The organism is Sphingobacterium sp. lm-10 (assembly GCF_023554555.1).
Taxonomy (GTDB): Bacteria; Bacteroidota; Bacteroidia; order Sphingobacteriales; family Sphingobacteriaceae; genus Sphingobacterium.
On sequence record NZ_JAMJWC010000001.1, the window covers coordinates 1,288,916 to 1,307,573 of the forward strand.

An 18,658-nucleotide genomic window follows, 5' to 3' on the forward strand; every position below is an offset into this window, starting at 1 on the left:
TTATTTTATAGTAGGAACAAACTCATTCATTAAGTCGAACAGGAAAGCCAAAGCATTCCCTTTGCGATCAGGAAAATCAATAGAGAGCTCAGCCGCTATTTTATTTTTTTTGATACCTGAAGATCTCAACGTAAAGTCGCCATATTGCCCAAGCTCTTCTACTGTAGATCGCATTTTCCGCTCTACGGGTATGTCCATACGATCAAACAATTCTGGTGCACGTTTTGTGTTGAATACCACTGAAAATGCATCTTTTTTAGCAATATCTATGTAGGGTCTGTGTCCCTTCGCCAGATGCTTACCGGTATTAATGTTTTGCATTTTTTCTAAGTTACTACCGACAAATACTATTCCATCCTTAATTAAGAAATACAGCTGTAAAGCGGTGCCATAAGATTTTTCAGAAGCATATACCCCATTCAGATCCTGCAATTTTGATTCGGCAAGGCCAGCTTGGATCATCTTTTCAAAGATTCGGGTATCATCAGAAGAAAACATCCACACGAAGTCAGGCAATTGCTCTGTCTTCGTTTTTTCTACTTCTTGATAATTATAATCTTCGTCGTAAACATAGTCTGTATAGCTCACTTCTACTGGTGTGACACCATGCAAAACCAATAAGTTATCTCCCTTAAACACTTTTCCTATCGCTTTTTCGTCCAAAAAAATATCGAAAAATAAGGAAGCCATATCCACATATTTGTCATATCTGCCTGCCATAGGTCCGTAATACCGCTGGAAGATTACCGGCATATATTTGATGTATGCTTCTGTATCCATGGCGAATGACATGAAGCCCAAAATGTCCTCTTGTAAATAAGGAAAGAACTTTTTATTCATCTTTCTTCCATAAATGGCCTTGATGTATCGACTCATCTCCTTATCTAACGTGGCATCACCGCGAAACACCAACCTGTTTCCCTGTACCACCATTTGTCCGCCAACGGCTTCTACTCCATAATCAATTTCTGGCATTCTATTGATACCAAGTGTGCTATACAGCAGGTGCGCGGGAAGATACGATTGGTAGAATGCGCCGAAATTTTGTAAACGAACATCTGCAATTACATCATCTCCCATCTTCTCCATTTTATGTTTTTTCGCATACGATGAGATGGTGCCTGCGGAAATGTCTTGCATACGCTGATCGATCCATTGATGGAGCAAGATATTAATCATCGAATCGCGCTCGGTGGTATAATTGCGATATTGCAAGTAATAATCATCTGCATACTGGTCTTGTGCCAACACCGAATCCACTTCATCGTACATACCTTCCCATTGTACTGTCGGCGGAACGGTGATCACGATCGTGTTTGACGTGTCTGCAGCAATAGCGACTGAGTCAGCAATCTCCTCCCAATAATCTCCTACAACGACGGTATCTGCGGATGACCAGTCGCGATCTTCGACATATACTGAATCGACAGGGATGGCTGCGTCGTACGCATAATCGTAATACTCGGATGGATAATCATAAGTTGGATAGGCCTCTGCTACCGGCTCAGGTAGTTTATAGCGTTCACGAATATCGGGAGCCTCGAAGTAGTAGGTCATCGCATTAGCTCCTAATACATACACCGTTTTAGAATCCCAGCTCACACGGATCGTGCGATTTCTGTTGTATATACTTTTCAACCCGTTGACCAACTCAATCTTTCGATCCGCACTCAATAAGGATTCGAATTTTTCGGCATCCATAAGAGGTATCAAACCGCCAAAATATTGTACACTGTCGGTAGATTGCATATAAAAATAAGCCTTGGAATCATAGTCGACACCGAGATCTTCCAATTTATTCAATGCGCCAGGTTTTAAGGAACCAAGGGAGTCGAATACACCTACCCTTTTAAAAAATCCATTGACATCATCCATCGCCAAATGCTTGAACACCGCTTTCGTATTTACGGTAATCAAGGCATTCACATCAGAAGGCACCTTGGTGATTAAATCTTGTGCTTGCGCACATAAAACTGTTTGAAGCAGCACAAATGCAATAACTACAGATCTAATTTTCATAAAATCTTACTTTAATATCAATTGCTTAGTTGAATCTTGTTGGATAAATTTATTTTGCCTTCCAAAACTTGCAGGGCGGGCACTTTCATCATGATGGCTTTCTTATTAGCAGAAACCTGAGCGGCTGGATTCGAGACGGAAACAATCGGCCTGTCAAATCTATAAATCGCCGAATAGTACGCGTCATGAAAGCTTTTTTTGCTTTCAGGGCTCAACGACTCCAACTTTTTCTTGGCCTCGGTGTTATAATTTGATTTACGCTCAAAAATGCCTGTTTTGGATTGATACCCGTAATTGGAATAACCGTTTATATTGGTCTTTAAATGATTAGACAAGGTGGTGGTAAAAGCATTCAGAGCTTCTACAGATGTAAATTTACAAGACAAGCTACCAATAAAGTTGGTGAAGTCCAGCGAATGCTGAACCTGGGATATGCCTGGCGTTTTCTGGAGTATAGCAACGATCTCGGCCATTTCTTTCCGAATATCTGCAGGCTTGGGTATCTTCATGCCGTCTACCTTATCCAATTTCATTAAAGAAGCTACTTTAGTTTTACTTTTGCTGAGATTTACAGTCGCTTTAATCGTACCGCTTCCATTTGATTGGAGAGCAACATCTTCTACTATGTCAAAACAGCCGGTAAGCAGGATGCTGAAGCTGAATACAATAAGTAGGCGCTTAAGAGATGCAATCATCGATATAAACATTAGGTGGACGTGCACTCCTTATATCAAATTTGGCACCAAAATATAGAATATACTCGGTATTCTTAAAATTGAGATACCGGATTGTGTAATTCATGATCAAAGATGGCCGAGATTAATATTTATTTTTTACCACGTTAGACATTATCAAATCCTCACATGACATTGTATCCGTACCTAAGAAAGTTGCCACATCTTATCGATTTGCAGCACTAATTGATTTACCGTCTAATCTGCGGGGCGAATGATTTTGCTGAACTTAAAAAAGTCGATCTGTTTACGTAAAAATATGTCTACAAAGTAATTGAATATCACTAATTTCTTACAATTTTTTATAATTTCGACGAATATGCATTGATGCGATAAGTAATTCTGTATGAAAACTATCGAAACACTCGCTTTCAAACCGACATCAAATTCTGGCCAAAATTTATATGTTTCACCATTAGATTCACACCTAAATTGTGGCCAGGAGATTTTGTTGAAACCACACCGCACCTATTTCTTCATGATGATCTGGGTGACCGATGGGATGTTGGATTATCACATCGATCAACATCTTTGCCATATAGAAAAAAACAATTTAATCTATATCGCTCCAGACCAAATCCATTATTTCAATAATCAAACGGGATTTGAAGGAGAATTAATAGCGTTTACCGAAGATTTTATACCACAAAGTGCATTCTTTCCTCTGTTGCATATTTTCAATAACGCCTATGCCACAGTCAAAAACATACAATCAAAAGAAATACTCATTAAGGTGCAGACTCTTTTCCGCAGCCTGTCCGAAGAGTTAAAAAAAGAGCCAGATGAATTTCAGCATGCACTCTTATTCAACATGCTATATAATCTCATTCTATTTATAGAGCGTGGAAAAGTAGTACAGCAAGTAACGGATATGGCCAGTAAAGATTTTCAGGATATCATCGCTTTCAAAAGCTTAGTGGCCAAAAATTACCGTGAACATTTTAATGTACGAGATTACGCAGAGATATTAGATATAACAACGCAGCGTCTTGGCCAGATTAGCGCCGCTGCTTTGGGAAAAACACCCAAGGAATACATTATGGAGTACATGCTTACAGAAGCACGTCGGATGCTGAACTACAGTAATGAATCTGTTAAAGAAATAAGTTTTTCCCTGGGGTTTGACGAACCTACCAATTTTACAAAGTACTTTAAAAAACACACCGGTATATCCCCTTTAATTTACCGTCGGAACGGAGATTTACAGCGCAAGGGGTAACTCGGCTTCTACAGCACACTATTTTTACCATTATTTTCCTATTAATTACCTTTTTTAAGCAACGATCTGTTGCTAGCTTTACAATAGTTAACCATTATAATAGCAAATACAATAGTATCATTTACAGGGAGCTGAAAAGGATACAGTTTCTGCAAACATATTCTAAAAATTTAGAAAACCCGGGACTGATTGTAGCGATACAATCAGTTTTACGAGAAGAAATAGTCCGTAAAGGATAGAGAAGCTGATCGAGCTGGCTATTGAAAAGGCTGTGAGCCTGCACTGATACGCGAGTATGATGCAAAAGAGAACTTCTAAGCGCGAGACGATGCATCGCTGTGCTGAAAATGATGGATATACCATAAGGCTTATAAAAGGAAATCAGGAGCAATATCAAAAATAGAAGGAAAATATTAATCAGTAAAATAAATGTCTCAACAACAAAATCTTAAAACAATTATAACTGCTTCAGCAACGGGCAGTCTAATTGAATGGTACGACCTTCTTTTAGCAATTATCCTATCTCCTGTTCTTAGTATACACCTGTTCCCAGAGGGCGACTCCAGATTTCTAGAAACCCTGGCCATCGTTATCTCTTCTTATCTTATCAGGCCATTTGGCTCTCTTATCTTCGGTTTTATTGGGGATAAAAGTGGTCGTAAAAAATCGTTCCTATTATCTCTACTTCTTATGGGCGGAGCGACATTCCTCATCGGTTGCATACCATCTTATAATCAGGTAGGTTGGCTGGCTCCGGTCATGTTATTGGTGTTACGGCTTTGCCAGGGACTGGCAGTGAGCGGAGAATATGCCGGCGGCATCATATATGTTGCTGAACATGCTCCAAAAGGCAAGCGAGGTTATTATACGGGGTTCATTCAAGCAACAATTCCATTAGGATTATTGATCTGCTTAATCGTCGTATTCACGACAGAATATTTTATGTCTGCCGAAACATTTGAAGCCTATGGTTGGCGTATACCTTTTCTACTAAGCTCTGTACTTGTTGTGGTGAGTTATTATATCCGCCAAAAATTAGGAGAAAGTCCAATTTACAAAAAACTGAAAGCTACAGGCGACGTTAGCAGCAATCCGATTAAGGAAACATTTCGTACTGAAGGAAATTTCCGTCTGATTATGCTAGCTGTCTTTGGCGGAAATGCCGCACAGGCTACCATTATGCAATCTGCACAATTTCTAACCCTATTTTTTCTTCAACAATCGGCTTATATAGACTTGAAAAGCAGTGTGTTGATCCTGGGTATTGCGACATTTTTTTCCGTTCCCTTTTTCCAGCATTTCTCTGCTCTGAGTGATCGAATAGGCCGAAAGAAAGTGATCATTCCGGGTCTTATACTCAGCGCAATAGTCATACCACTGGTTTTTTATGGTTACGGAGCGATCGGAAATCCCCATGGCTTACAGGTCACGCATGCTATATCTTTCGATACTACGCTAAAACTAGCAGGCCTCTCTTTTCTTCTTTGTTTTGCCAGCGCCATGGTTTACGGCCCGATGGGCATATTTATGCTAGAACTGTTTCCTGCCAAAATAAGGTACACTAGCATGGCGTTTGCTTATAATATTGGTAACGGAGTATTAGGTGGGTCAACCACGCTCATTGGCGAAGCTTTACGCAGAGCGGCAATTTTCGGGCCTCTTCTAATGCCATTTGTGTCCTTATTATACCCGCTGATTATGATCTTAACAGCTATTATAGTTAGCCTAGGCTGGGTACCGGAAACATATCAAAATAAGCTGCATACAGATGATGAAGAAGACGAAGTATCTCCATCATCGATCACGAAATCGAACATATAAAATATACATACTATGAAGTTGATAACCTATCGAATAAACAACGAAAGCAAAATAGGACTTTATCTCCAAGATGCGATCTTAGATCTCCATGACGCAGATCCATCCATTCCAAAGTCGATGAAAGAGTTTTTGAAGGATTGGGATACAAACATAGATAAAGCAAAGGCGGTAGGGGATAAAAGTGCGAATTTGGTTTATGAATCAAAAGAATTGAACCTATTAGCACCTGTACCCGAACCACCTTCATGCCGAGATGGATATGCTTTTCGGCAACATGTTGCTGCTGCAAGACGCAACCGTGGTGTGCCGATGATTGAAGAGTTTGACCAATATCCCATCTTTTACTTTACCAACCACCAGAGTATCCAGGGGCCGGGAGAAATTCGTTGTATGCCCGATCATTTCGATAAGTTGGATTTTGAATTGGAAGTCGCCATCGTAGTATGCCGGGAGGGAAAAAACTTCACTGCTGCTGAAGCCGAAAAATATATTGGTGGCTACCTAATTATGAATGACATGAGTGCCCGTACGCTACAGATGGAGGAAATGAAACTGAATTTGGGACCAGCAAAAGGCAAGGATTTCTGTACCGTTATCGGTCCATGGCTGGTCACTCCAGATGAGTTAGAGCCCTATAAGGTAGCCGCTAAACCTGGACATACCGGATTTAGCTATGATTTGAAGATGACGTGCCAGGTAAACGGTAAGCAGGTAAGTGCCGGAAACATGTCGGATATGGATTGGACATTTAGCGAAATTTTAGAACGATGCGCATACGGAACGTCCATCTACCCCGGAGATGTTATCGGTAGCGGTACGGTAGGCACTGGTTGCTTTTTAGAGTTGAATGGAACCGGCCTATTGAACGATCCAAATTATACACCACAATGGCTTCAGGCTGGTGATCTGGTGGAGATGTCGATCGATGGATTAGGAACGTTGACGAATACCATTGTTGCTGACCCCAGTAAACTATCTATATTGGCTTCTAAATTGAAATCGTCATGACGGTAGATTTCAAAAACTTGAGCGTACCAGAAGCTCAGCATTATCTGCAACATGCTGTAGCACCGCGACCTATTTGCTTTGCAAGCACCATAAATGCACAAGGGCAAGTAAATCTAAGTCCATTCAGCTTTTTCAATGTATTTTCCTCCAATCCCCCAATCGTGGTATTTAGCCCTTCACGCAGTGGGCGTAAAAACACGCTGAAAGACAGTTACATCAATATTACCGAAGTTCCTGAAGTTGCCATTAGTATCGTCGATTATGACATGGTGCATCAGATGAGTCTTTCCAGCTGTGAATATGCCCCGGAAGTAAATGAATTTTTGAAAGCAGGCTTTACGATGCAACCTGCTGACCAGATACGACCGCCCCTTGTTGCAGAAAGTAAGATCAAGTTAGAGTGCAAGGTCATTGATACCAAAGAGTTAGGTAAAGAAGGTGGAGCAGGGATACTGGTGATCGCAGAAGTATTAAAAATGCACTTGGATGAAGATATATTGGATAATACCGGACACATTAATCCACTTAAGGTTCGCCAGGTAGCACGTTTAGGAGGCGACTGGTACGTTGATGTGAAGCCGGAATATATGTTTTTACTTCCCAAACCTGCTGCACAATTGGGCATCGGCGTAGACGAGTTGCCAGAAAAGGTGCTTCAAAGCAAGATTTTTACTGGAAACCATCGTGGGCAGCTCGCCAATGTATCAGCTATACCTAGTTGGAATGAAGAATTTGACGATCCTGTTTTCCATCACAGTGATGGCACTACTGCATACGAAGAGCGCATCGTACAGTTATTGGATATGGGGCAGTTAACTGAGGCTTGGCAGATTGTTCTGCGTTGGGAAATGAAAATTTAGCATTAGAGTAGTTAAAATTATAAATCATAAAATTATGCCACATTATCAAAGACGCGGACAAGTGCCCGACAAGAGGCATGTCCAATTTCGGAAAGCGGACGGCAGTCTATATTCCGAGCAGCTTTTCTCCACCGAAGGTTTCTCCAACGATTCCTCCCTGCTTTATCATCATTATATTCCAACGGCCGTAACTCAGGTAGATGAGCCTAGAGACCTAAAACCAAAGTTGGCCCCTGGCAGCAACCTAATGAAAGCCCGTGCCTTAAATGGGTTTCATATTAAACCGGAGAAAGACTTTCTAGAAAGTCGTAAGACGATACTATATAACAATGATTTGCAGATTGCATTAGCAGCTCCACAACAGAGTGTTACTAGTTATTTTTACAAAAATGCAGACGCAGATGAAGTTTTGTTTGTACATGAGGGTACGGGTAAATTGCTCACGCAGTATGGCGAGTTACCATTCTCTTATGGAGATTACCTGGTAGTTCCTCGAGGAACGATCTATCAGATCCATTTCGACGATGACGCTAACCGCTTACTTATCGTAGAATCATTCAGCCCTATTCGATATCCAGACCGGTACATTAGCAAGAACGGCCAATTACTGGAACATTCACCGTTTTGTGAGCGTGATATCCGAACGCCAGAAAACCTAGTGGATCATGATGAGCATGGAGATTTTATTCTCTACACAAAAAAAGATAGCCTCCTGTACCCTATTCACTATGCTACCCATCCATTTGATGTCGTTGGCTGGGATGGATGCTGTTATCCCTACGCATTTTCTATTCATAATTTCGAACCTATAACAGGTCGAATCCATCAACCACCTCCCGTTCATCAGACTTTCGAGGCTCATAACTTTGTTATTTGTTCATTTGTACCGCGGTTATATGATTACCATCCTTTATCTGTACCCACGCCTTACAACCATAGTAATATAGATAGTGATGAGTTGTTGTACTACGTGGATGGAGATTTTATGAGTCGCAAACATGTCGAACGAGGGATGCTGACTTTACATCCGGGTGGAATTCCACATGGGCCACATCCGGGTACGGTCGAAAATAGCTTGGGAAAAACCGACACGAAAGAACTCGCTATAATGATCGACACCTTTCGCCCCCTTTTATTGACTGTCGAGGGACAGGAAATTGCAGATGAATCCTATTCCTTAAGTTGGCTTACAAATACATAATAATAGGTATTCCGCTCTCGGAATAAACAAGCAAGGAAATACGGTGACCCGTGTTGGTACGACCGTATTTCCTTAATTCACTACAGCCTTTTAAACTAGTAAGAAAATCATAGTGAGTGATTGATGCAAAAAAAAGCATCCATGAACTCACCTGGGATAGCTATGTCCTTTTTATTCAACTAACCATATTATAAAAATGAAAAAGAATCCTATTTTAACAATTACACTTCTTTCAATTTGTTTCGCAATGCCTCCAAGAGCTATTGCGCAAGATCGGGTAGAGCTTTCAGATATGCCCCCAATAAACAATAAAGAAAACGATGTGAAGGAACTCAGGGTAAATCTCAACAATACCGGTTCGCAATACGTTCGGTTTATGTTTTGGTCGCAGATCTGGGGGCGAAGTATTGAAAACAATCCGGGAACTCTCGTGAACAATTCAGCGGAAAGATATACTACCGATATTGTCTTGCGACGAACGCGCGGACTGGCCATGTTTAACCTGTCGCCGCGATATCGAATGCTGATACATGCTGGGGTAAATAATCAATCGTTTAATACGGGCGGCCTGGGCAACGGAACAGGAGCTAATGGTGCCGGAAAACGCCCTCAATTTTACATACACGATGTATATAATGAGTTCTCATTGGTTCCAGAAAAAAATAGTCGTGGGGAAAACAATGAATTTACGATGGTATTGGGAGCTGGATTACATGCATGGAATGGCGTCAGTCGATTATATAACTCTACTGCCGTCGCTACATTAACGCTAGACGCTATGCCCGCACCGGCCATTATTGATCAGACCGATCAGTTCGGCAGGCAATTAGGTATCTTTCTTCAGGGACGATGGAGTGATGTTGCCTATCGATTTGCTGCCAACAAACCTTTCGCTACAAACTTGCAGCCAACTGTTGGCGGAGAGGCTGTAGACAACAATAGAGATGGAAACCTATCGTACAGTGGCTATGTAACCTACAACTTTTTAGACAGAGAAGTACAGGAGTATCCCGTATTCGTACAGAATTACTTAGGTAGTAAACGTATATTCAATATAGGTGCGGGCTTCTACAATGCCGCTAATGCGACAATAACCCAACCTATTGAAGGAAATTTTCAAAATCACCCGATTACAATTCTAGGGTTAGATATGCTTCTGGATCTTCCAGTCGGACAAAATGGATCAGCCGTGACAACATATATCTCTTATATTAATTCCAAGATGGGTCCAAATTATCTACGGAATTTTGGGATGATCAATCCGGGGGTGGGCGATCCAAACTATACTGGACAACGAGAAATAGGATTTGGAAATAGCCAGACTTTTGCCGGAACGGGCGACTCATGGTATATCCAGGCTGGTTACCTTTTACCGAACTTATTCCCTATCCGCCTCCAACCATTCACTTCGATCTACTCTAGAAATTTCGAAGCCGTTAATGAACGTGGTAATACCTATCAGGCTGGTATGAATTTTTTGATTGATAACCATCGTACAAAAATTGTTTTTCAGTACGATAATAGACCGATGTATGATCACATGACACGTAGGATATTTCGTCGAGGGTCTGAATACATACTGGGTGCACAGATCTTTTTCTAGCTAATTTTATTGCGTTCGGGTTCATGCCATTCAGGAACATGAAGATCTTTCACGGCCATAATGCAACAACAGCCTGACGGTTATACACCATCAGGCTGTTATATTTTAAAAATAGGATCAGAAGAATCAGATCACTATATAGCCCATGCTTTGTCTCCTTTTTTATATGGAAACTCGCCGTCGTAACGACCAGGAATTTTCACATAATTCAACGCTTGTTTCATGCCGACTTCCGAAGTAAAAAATCCGGTTAATGTCAACTGTTTTAGCATCGTGAAGAAATGATTAGGATCATCCTCTTTTTTATTTTTCTGGTATTCTTTTGCTTCCTTATCATAGGCATTCACAAATGTCAATTGCTCTTCCGGTGTCAGCTTCTGGAAATCCTTACCGTGCTTTTCATTGGCACGTTCATCGATTTTCCCTAAACCTTCCATAAAAGCTTTTTGATCTGCCTCTGTATAACAATCGCGAATCATGACCGGAATGAACTCTCCAACGCCTGCTTCTTTAGCTCCAGGCGTGGAAGTTTTGGGTAAGATGGCTTCCGCTAAATCACCCAAAAGATTCATACTGTCCTTTTCAAAAAGTGAAGCGACTTCTTTGGACGCTGTTCTAGTACAGCCCTCTAAAAATAGGCTGCTTCCGATTACGGCACCCCCCATGAGTAGTGCTACACGCTGAATGGCTTCTCTTCTATTCATGCTCTTTAAAACTTATAATTCATATCCCAACCTGAGCGGTACTCACGCTTCACGAATTGATTAACCATATCAAAGTTAGTTACCTTCATGTTGTTATTATCCCACAACAATTTCAAGTTACGACCTGGATATTTGCCATCGATGTTCATATCTGCACCACGAATTGCTAAGTTAGCCATTAATAAACATTCCGTCAATGGGCCAGAGATCTCGAAAGGTGCACTTACCTCTTTCTTGCCGTAACCAGCGATAGCAGCCTCTACCCATTGTGCATAGTGACCAGATGCTTGCCCTGGTACGCGCTCATATTTTTGCGCGACTTGCTCTTTGCGAGAGGTTGGTAATAAGCGGGCATTCTCTCCGTATGTATCGGCCAATATTTTACCTTTTGTACCGATCATCAAGATACCGTTACCACCATCACCAAAGATTTCATTAGCTTCTAATTCTTCCGGTCTTGCTGGTTGAATACCACCATCCATCCAGTGCAAGGTGACAGGACCTGCTGTGCGATCTGTTTTAGGGAAAGTCATGGTTGCATGACTTGATGGAGGACAACTTTCTGGGAATACTCCACGTTTGAACTCATCTACATATACAGTACCTACACTGGCGTGTACATCTTGCACATATTGCAGACCGAGTACGCTGAACGGAACTTCCACAAGGTGACAGCCCATATCGCCTAACGCACCTGTACCATAATCCCACCATCCGCGCCAGTTAAATGGCACTAAATGATCTACATAATCTTTTTGAGGTGCCGTTCCTAACCAAAGATCCCAGTCTAGTTCTTTAGGAATCTCTGCTGTGCCCTGAGGCCATTTGATTCCCTGAGGCCACACGGGGCGGTCAGTCCAACAATATACGGTATGCACATCACCTACTAAACCCGCTTCGTACCATTCTTTTACCTGACGAGTACCATCGTTAGATGATCCTTGGTTACCCATTTGCGTGACCACTTTATAACGTTTTGCCGCATCGGTAAGCACACGTGCTTCCCAAATATCGTGTGTCAATGGTTTTTGTACATATACGTGCTTGCCCAACTGCATTGCTGCTAAGGCATGTATAGCATGGTTATGATCTGGTCCGGATACAGATACCGCATCAATATGCTTGTGCTCTTTATCGAGCATCTCACGGTAATCTTTGTAATATTTAGCTTTAGGGAATCTACCTCTCGTTTTGGCAGCGCGGCGATCATCTACGTCACATAGGAATGCGATCTCTGCTTTTCCGCTGTCGTGGAAAGATTTGATATCGCTTTCTCCTTTTCCACCTACACCGATACCTGCAATCATCAGCTTATCGCTTGGTGCTACAAATCCCGATCCGCCCAACACATGACGAGGAACTATCGTAAACGCAGCAGCTGCAACAGCCGCCTGCTTTATGAAACTTCTTCTTGAATTCTTATCACTCATGTTTTTTAGTGTTTACTTGGTATTATGTTTTTTATAGATTTCCTTTTTTCAATTCGCTCACCGCAAAATCTACCGCACGAGCTGTTAGCGCCATATACGTTAGTGAAGGGTTGACACAAGCACCAGAAGTCATCGCAGCACCATCGGTCACAAAAACGTTCTTAGCATCCCAAACTTGATTATTCTTATTCAACACAGAATTGGTAGACTCAGTACCCATACGCGCTGTACCCATCTCATGAATACCTTGACCGAAGCCATATCCGTTGTCGTATGTGTGTACGTCTTTAGCACCGACAGACTCCAACATTTCCTTCATCTCAGACATCATATCAGGCCTCATTTTCAGTTCATTATCTCTAATCTCCATATCCATCTTAAGCACTGGCAATCCCCACTTATCTTTAACGGACTTGTCTAGAGAAATTTTGTTTTCATGATATGGTAAGATCTCTCCAAAAGCGGTAAAACCTACATTCCAATCGCCAGCTTCTGTCATAGCATCTTTCCAAGCGCCACCCACAGACATCTCGGCAACCTCACCAGACCAACGTCCACGACTAGCGGCACCTTGGTATCCAAATCCACGTACATAATCACGCTTTTTATCATCACCTGGTATATTCTGGAATCGAGGCACGTATAAACCTGTAGGACGACGGCCATAGAAATATTTGTCATCGTATCCTTCCATACGACCGCTGGCTCCTAAGCGGAAATGATGATCCATAGCATTGTGACCTAATTCGCCACTGCTACTTCCTAAACCACCATCCCAAACATCGGTAGCAGAGTTCATCAATACCCAAGTAGAATTGAACGCTGAAGCACATACAAATACAACTTTTGCATAGTATTCATACGTTTTTCCTGTTTCTGCATCCACGATTTCAACGCCCGTTGCTTTCTGCGTGTCCTTATCGTATAAAATACGTGTCACGATCGAAAACGGACGTAAGGTTAGATTTCCTGTTTTCACAGCCGCCGGTAGTGTAGATGATTGTGTACTAAAGTATGCACCAAAGTTACAGCCTAACCAACATTGATTTTGATACTGACAGTTCACCCGGCCGTGGTGTGGAACCGTAATATTTGCGGTACGCCCCATAATGAAGTGGCGCTTGCTACCATAGTTTTTCTTGATACGTTCTACCAAGTCTTTTTCTACTACGTTGAACGGCATAGCTGGCATGAAATCCCCATCTGGCAACACATCCAACCCATCTCTATTTCCAGAGATTCCGGCCCACTTCTCTGCGTAGCTATACCACGACGCGATATCTTTATAGCGAATTGGCCAGTCGGTACCGTGTCCATCTTTCGCATTAGCTTCAAAATCCAGGTCTGAGAAACGGTAACTCTGTCTTCCCCACATCAAAGAACGACCACCAACGTGGTATCCTCTGTACCAATCAAAGCGCTTCTCTTCGGTATACGGACTTTCTTTTTCGTTTACCCAAAAGTCCAGATTTCTTTCATTTAGTGCGTAGTCCCGACGTAAAACTGGATAGTCTTCTTCCATCTGCGTAGTCCTACCTCCGCGATGTGGATACTCCCAGGTATCTTTGTTTGCGTGATAGTCTTTTACGTGTTCTACATTACGTCCACGTTCCAGCATGATAGTTTTTAGGCCTTTTTCCGTCAGCTCTTTAGCAGCCCACCCACCGCTGATTCCGGAACCTATAACAATTGCGTCATACGTATTACTTTGTACCATTATCTCGTGTTTTATAATTTCCCAAAAATTTAATTTATGCGTTTACTTCAGCCGTAGCTTTCTTCGAAATGTTGTCTTTAAACAACAATAGGAAAATCACTAATACTACAAAGGCAATTCCGGCAGGAATCAACCAGATTGTTTTCCAATCGTGACCTCCATCAGTCGTTACATAACTTTCTACAATCTTACCCGACAATAAAGATCCGATTAGCATACCTACACCATAAGTAGCTAATGAGATGAACCCTTGTGCAGCACTTTTAATTTTCGGCCCTGCAAGCTTATCCGTATATATCTGGCCCGTTACGAAGAAAAAGTCGTAACAGATACCATGCAATACAATACCCATCACCAGCATCCAATATCCTTGGCCAGCATCTCCAAAGGCAAAAAACACATACCGCAATACCCAAGCTAACATGCCAATACCCAACATTTTTTTAACCCCTAAACGCACAAACAGGAAGGGCATCACTAATAAAAATAAGGTTTCGGATACCTGTCCTAATGACTGCACGGCAGCGGCCGATTGCATTCCAATCTCGTTTAAGTAGATATTAGTAAAGTTGTAATAAAAGGTTAGTGGAACACAGATGGCGATAGAAGATAAGAAAAACAATAAGAATGACCTGTTTTTCAATAATGCGAAGGCTTCTAGTCCCAAAATCTCTCCAACAGTGGTTTTTTCATTTTTCTTAGTTGGGGGGGTATCTGGTAAGAATAAGCTAAAAACCGCTAATATACCCGAAGCTACCGCCGCCAAGATGAATGTGAGTTGTAGTGAATTAGTTTTTTCCCAAGACAACCAACCTATCAATAGACCCGCGATAATCCAACCTATAGTACCAAAAACACGTATACCGGGAAACTGTCTTTCTGTATCTGTTAATTGACGAAAGGAAACTGAATTTGCCAATGCCAACGTAGGCATAAAACAAACCATATAAGCCATTACTATGGGCAAAAAGTCATTAAATGACGTTAGTGTCGAGGCGTAATAGAGCAGGCCGGCACCAATGAGGTGCAAAAGACCTAAAATACGCTGTGCAGCAAAGTATTTATCGGCGATCATACCGATAATAAAAGGTGCAATGATAGCGCCAATGGACTGCGAAAGAAATGCAAGACCCACATCGCTATCTGAAGCGAGTAAATTATTTTTGACAAAAGTGCCTAAAGTAACGAACCATGCTCCCCAAATAAAAAATTCGAGAAACATCATGAAAGACAACTTAAATCTTATAGCAAAGGACATACAAATGGTTTATAATATTGATTTTTAAAAATAGTTAAAAAAATGAGATTCTTAAGATCTATAACAAAGTATTAACATTTCAGTAATACGATTTAGTTGAATGAATCTACTGCTCTATAAGCTTTTAGAAGACGTTCCTCTCCTGCTTTGCCGGATTCTGAAATTCCATGTTCCATACCTACAATATCCTGATACCCCTTTGTATTCAACCATTTAAATATGTTGAGGTAGTTTATTTCTCCAGTAGTAGGCTCATTTCGGCCAGGGTTATCACCTACTTGAATGTAGGCAATCTCACTCCAACATAGTTCCATCAAGTGAATGAGGTTGCCCTCATTTTTTTGTTGGTGGTAGATGTCGTAAAGAATTTTACAGGAAGGACTATCAACAGATTTACAAATATCGTAAGCCTGATCACTATAGCGAAGAAATAGATCTGGGGTATCACTAAGTGGTTCTAAAACCATACTGATTCCATGTGGTTCGAAGATGGCTGCACCACGCTTTAGGCTCTCGATGACATTGGCGGTCTGCACTCCTATTGGCAGCTTTCGCTCATAATCACCGGGTACCACGGTTACCCATTTTGCGTTAACACGTTTGGCGACTTCAAGAGATTCCTTGCATCCTTTTAAGAAGATGTCTTCATGCGCTTGTTTGCCCGCTGCCAGCGTATTTTGTCCATTACCACCTTTTGGCACTACGAAAACGCCCATACGCATATCCAGCTTGGTCAGTAGCTCGCCTATTTCCGTTTGTTCGCGCTGCGACCGGGATGGCATATTATTGTCTTCAATACTGCGAAACCCTAGATCGTGCATATAGCGAATTTCATCAAGAAAATTTTTACCTGCCGTAGCTGAAAACATCCCTTGATGGGGGGCATAATCGAGATTAAAAGTAGCATTGGATTTTAGCGATTCGGCCGCCCATACGTCCGACTTCGGCAACGCCGCTGAGGCACCCACAACAAGCGCACTTTTTTTAAGAAAATCCATTCTATTCATAACACAGCCTCATAAATTTTGATCTGCTAGGGGCAGATAAGATAATGGATAGTAAGTATTTACTCATGAGTCGATTTATATTGGTAAATGATTCGAAAGATAGGGAATTCGAGGCAATCAGATATATAACAAATCCGTTACAAAAAGAAAAATCACCTTCTAGTTAGCGTCCGAATGGAGGTATTACTCACCAGTCTAAGCCTCACGAAGGTGACTTTTGGATTAAGATACTCGCTAATGCTAATGCTCGAGATTATATTGCCTAAGTTTTGAATCTAATTCGGAAGCCGACAAGCCAACAGCTTGTGCAACAAGATCCTTACGTCCGTTGTATTTCGCCAATTGAAAATCCAAATATAACGACTCCGCGTGTTGCTGATATGCTGTAATGGATTCAAAAGCATCCAGATCCAACATCTTGCGGCTTTTAGAGTTGGGCTGTGAAGGATTTGCGAAGGACTCGACCTCCTTGGCAGTAATATTTTTACCGCTTAGGATGATTAAGCGCTCTACCATGTTACGTAGCTCACGTATGTTGCCCGTCCATGGTAATGCTTGCAGTGCCTTCATGGCATCGTTCGTAAACTCTTTAACCGGCATGCTATATTCACCACAAATCTCCTCGCAAAAAGAGCGAGCAATAATAGGAATATCGCCTTTACGCTCGTTCAACGGTGGTACGTGAATCAGAATTACACTTAATCGGTGATACAAGTCCATCCGAAAATTGCCTTCTTCAATTTCACGAAGCAAATCTTTATTCGTGGCAGCGATCACACGTACATTTACCGAAATCTCTTTATCGCCACCAACTCGGGTGATTTTATGTTCCTGTAAAGCGCGTAATACTTTTGCTTGAGCAGAAAGGCTCATGTCTCCTATCTCATCTAGAAAAAGTGTTCCACCGGTGGCTTGCTCAAACTTACCAATCCGCTGTTTTACTGCCGACGTAAAAGATCCCTTTTCATGTCCGAATAGTTCGGACTCAATAAGCTCGGAAGGAATCGCGGCACAGTTCACTTCAATCAGAGGTGCCGATGAGCGTTCTGATTTTTCGTGCAGCCAGCGCGCCACCAATTCTTTACCAGCTCCATTTGCTCCGGTAACCAATACCCGAGCATCTGTTGGCGCCACCTTATCTATGGTGTCTTTTATGACAGAGATGCCACTGGATTCACCCAGTATTTCTTTGGTTTTGGAAACTTTCTTCTTTAAAACTTTGGTTTCCTTCACCAAAGACCCTTTTTCCAGCGCATTACGTACTGTAATTAGGAGTCGATTGAGGTCTAGTGGTTTTTCTAAAAAGTCGAATGCACCTTTTCTGGCCGCTTCTACAGCAGTCTCGATAGTACCATGCCCAGAGATCATGATGAATGGCGTGTCGGTAAAGGTTTTAGAAGTACTGAGTACTTCCATACCGTCCATCTTATTCATCTTGATATCGCATAACACCAAATCAATTTTTTCTTTTTTTAGAATTTCCAGTGCATCGGTGCCATTATCCACATCGAGGACTTTGTAGTCTTCATATTCTAAAATATCTCGAAGTGAACTCCGGATTGGTCTTTCATCATCAATAATCAGTACTGTAGTCATCTATGACAAATATTTAAAGTATCGTTGATATGTAGGAAGTATTCTTACATATCATGCAAAATTCAAGAAAAAGAAGCAAACCTTGTAAGCCGGGTTCTGTGCCCAACCTAAGTTGAACCTCTATCATTTATCTACGCCTGCATTCGCATACAGACTGTATCAACCTACCCATTGCAGATGTCCGAAGACAAAAGACGAGCCGCCTTTTCCGAAGTCTGCAACCTATTTGGTTTTTCAACACACGAGGTTTACCGCGATGCATATCACTATACAAAGCCGTGAGCTCTTACCTCACATTTTCACCCTTACCTTTTTACAAAGGCGGTATATTTTCTGTGGCACTTTCTATCGCATTCCGTAAAATGCGCCTTCCCGTTAGGAAGCGTGTTGCTCTGCGTTGCCCGGACTTTCCTCTTCCCTATTACTAGAGCAGCGATAGAACCAGTTTGCTTCAGCAGGCAAAACTACGTAATAATTCATA

Annotated in this window: 14 protein-coding genes and 1 other RNA gene; 6 read left to right on the forward strand and 9 right to left on the reverse strand. The window is 41.7% G+C overall.

The features are described 5' to 3' along the window. Both M8998_RS05060 and M8998_RS05065 read right to left on the reverse strand, forming a co-directional pair. The gene (locus M8998_RS05060) at positions 1–2,019 is read right to left on the reverse strand and encodes a hypothetical protein (protein ID WP_249991039.1); all 2,019 of its coding nucleotides are present in this window, start codon (positions 2,017–2,019) and stop codon (positions 1–3) included. 17 nt (positions 2,020–2,036) lie between these two features. After that, positions 2,037–2,714, reverse strand: coding sequence for a hypothetical protein (locus M8998_RS05065; RefSeq protein ID WP_249991040.1), 678 nt, complete (start codon positions 2,712–2,714; stop codon positions 2,037–2,039). Positions 2,715–3,099: 385 nt separating this feature from the next. Here M8998_RS05065 and M8998_RS05070 point away from each other — a divergent pair, with 385 nt between their 5' ends. The 6 genes from M8998_RS05070 (at position 3,100) to M8998_RS05095 (ending at position 10,465) form a co-directional block, all read left to right on the forward strand. Further along, entirely contained in the window at positions 3,100–3,972 is an 873-nt protein-coding gene (locus M8998_RS05070; protein ID WP_249991041.1) for an AraC family transcriptional regulator, read from the forward strand. Positions 3,973–4,401: 429 nt separating this feature from the next. After that, entirely contained in the window at positions 4,402–5,793 is a 1,392-nt protein-coding gene (locus tag M8998_RS05075; RefSeq protein WP_249991042.1) for an MFS transporter, read from the forward strand. 12 nt (positions 5,794–5,805) lie between these two features. After that, the gene (locus tag M8998_RS05080; protein WP_249991043.1) at positions 5,806–6,801 is read left to right on the forward strand and encodes a fumarylacetoacetate hydrolase family protein; all 996 of its coding nucleotides are present in this window, start codon (positions 5,806–5,808) and stop codon (positions 6,799–6,801) included. Then, positions 6,798–7,661, forward strand: coding sequence for a flavin reductase family protein (locus M8998_RS05085; protein ID WP_249991044.1), 864 nt, complete (start codon positions 6,798–6,800; stop codon positions 7,659–7,661). Before M8998_RS05080 ends, M8998_RS05085 begins: the two co-directional genes overlap by 4 nt. 34 nt (positions 7,662–7,695) lie before the next feature. After that, on the forward strand, positions 7,696–8,862 hold the full coding sequence (locus tag M8998_RS05090; RefSeq protein ID WP_249991045.1) for a homogentisate 1,2-dioxygenase: 1,167 nt from the start codon (positions 7,696–7,698) through the stop codon (positions 8,860–8,862). 247 nt (positions 8,863–9,109) lie between these two features. Further along, positions 9,110–10,465 (forward strand): hypothetical protein, encoded by a 1,356-nt coding sequence (locus M8998_RS05095; RefSeq protein WP_249991046.1) that lies wholly within the window; start codon positions 9,110–9,112, stop codon positions 10,463–10,465. Between the two features lie 134 nt (positions 10,466–10,599). On the opposite strand, the gene M8998_RS05100 is transcribed toward M8998_RS05095, so the two are convergent. The 7 genes from M8998_RS05100 to rnpB all read right to left on the reverse strand — a co-directional run bounded on the left by M8998_RS05100 (position 10,600) and on the right by rnpB (position 18,629). Continuing rightward, complete coding sequence (locus M8998_RS05100) at positions 10,600–11,169, reverse strand: gluconate 2-dehydrogenase subunit 3 family protein (protein WP_249991047.1); 570 nt, start codon at positions 11,167–11,169, stop codon at positions 10,600–10,602. A gap of 5 nt (positions 11,170–11,174) precedes the next feature. Continuing rightward, a complete protein-coding gene (locus M8998_RS05105; RefSeq protein WP_249991048.1) occupies positions 11,175–12,599 on the reverse strand; it encodes a Gfo/Idh/MocA family protein in 1,425 nt (474 codons plus the stop codon). Between the two features lie 31 nt (positions 12,600–12,630). Then, on the reverse strand, positions 12,631–14,316 hold the full coding sequence (locus M8998_RS05110; protein ID WP_249991049.1) for a GMC oxidoreductase: 1,686 nt from the start codon (positions 14,314–14,316) through the stop codon (positions 12,631–12,633). Between the two features lie 34 nt (positions 14,317–14,350). Continuing rightward, the gene (locus M8998_RS05115; protein ID WP_249991050.1) at positions 14,351–15,574 is read right to left on the reverse strand and encodes a nucleoside permease; all 1,224 of its coding nucleotides are present in this window, start codon (positions 15,572–15,574) and stop codon (positions 14,351–14,353) included. Positions 15,575–15,666: 92 nt separating this feature from the next. After that, the gene (locus M8998_RS05120; RefSeq protein WP_249991051.1) at positions 15,667–16,581 is read right to left on the reverse strand and encodes a hydroxypyruvate isomerase family protein; all 915 of its coding nucleotides are present in this window, start codon (positions 16,579–16,581) and stop codon (positions 15,667–15,669) included. 240 nt (positions 16,582–16,821) lie between these two features. Then, positions 16,822–18,177, reverse strand: a complete 1,356-nt coding sequence (locus tag M8998_RS05125) for a sigma-54-dependent transcriptional regulator (RefSeq protein ID WP_249991052.1) — start codon at positions 18,175–18,177, stop codon at positions 16,822–16,824. A gap of 69 nt (positions 18,178–18,246) precedes the next feature. Further along, an RNA gene (gene rnpB, locus M8998_RS05130) (RNase P RNA component class A) lies at positions 18,247–18,629 on the reverse strand. Positions 18,630–18,658: the final 29 nt, after the last annotated feature.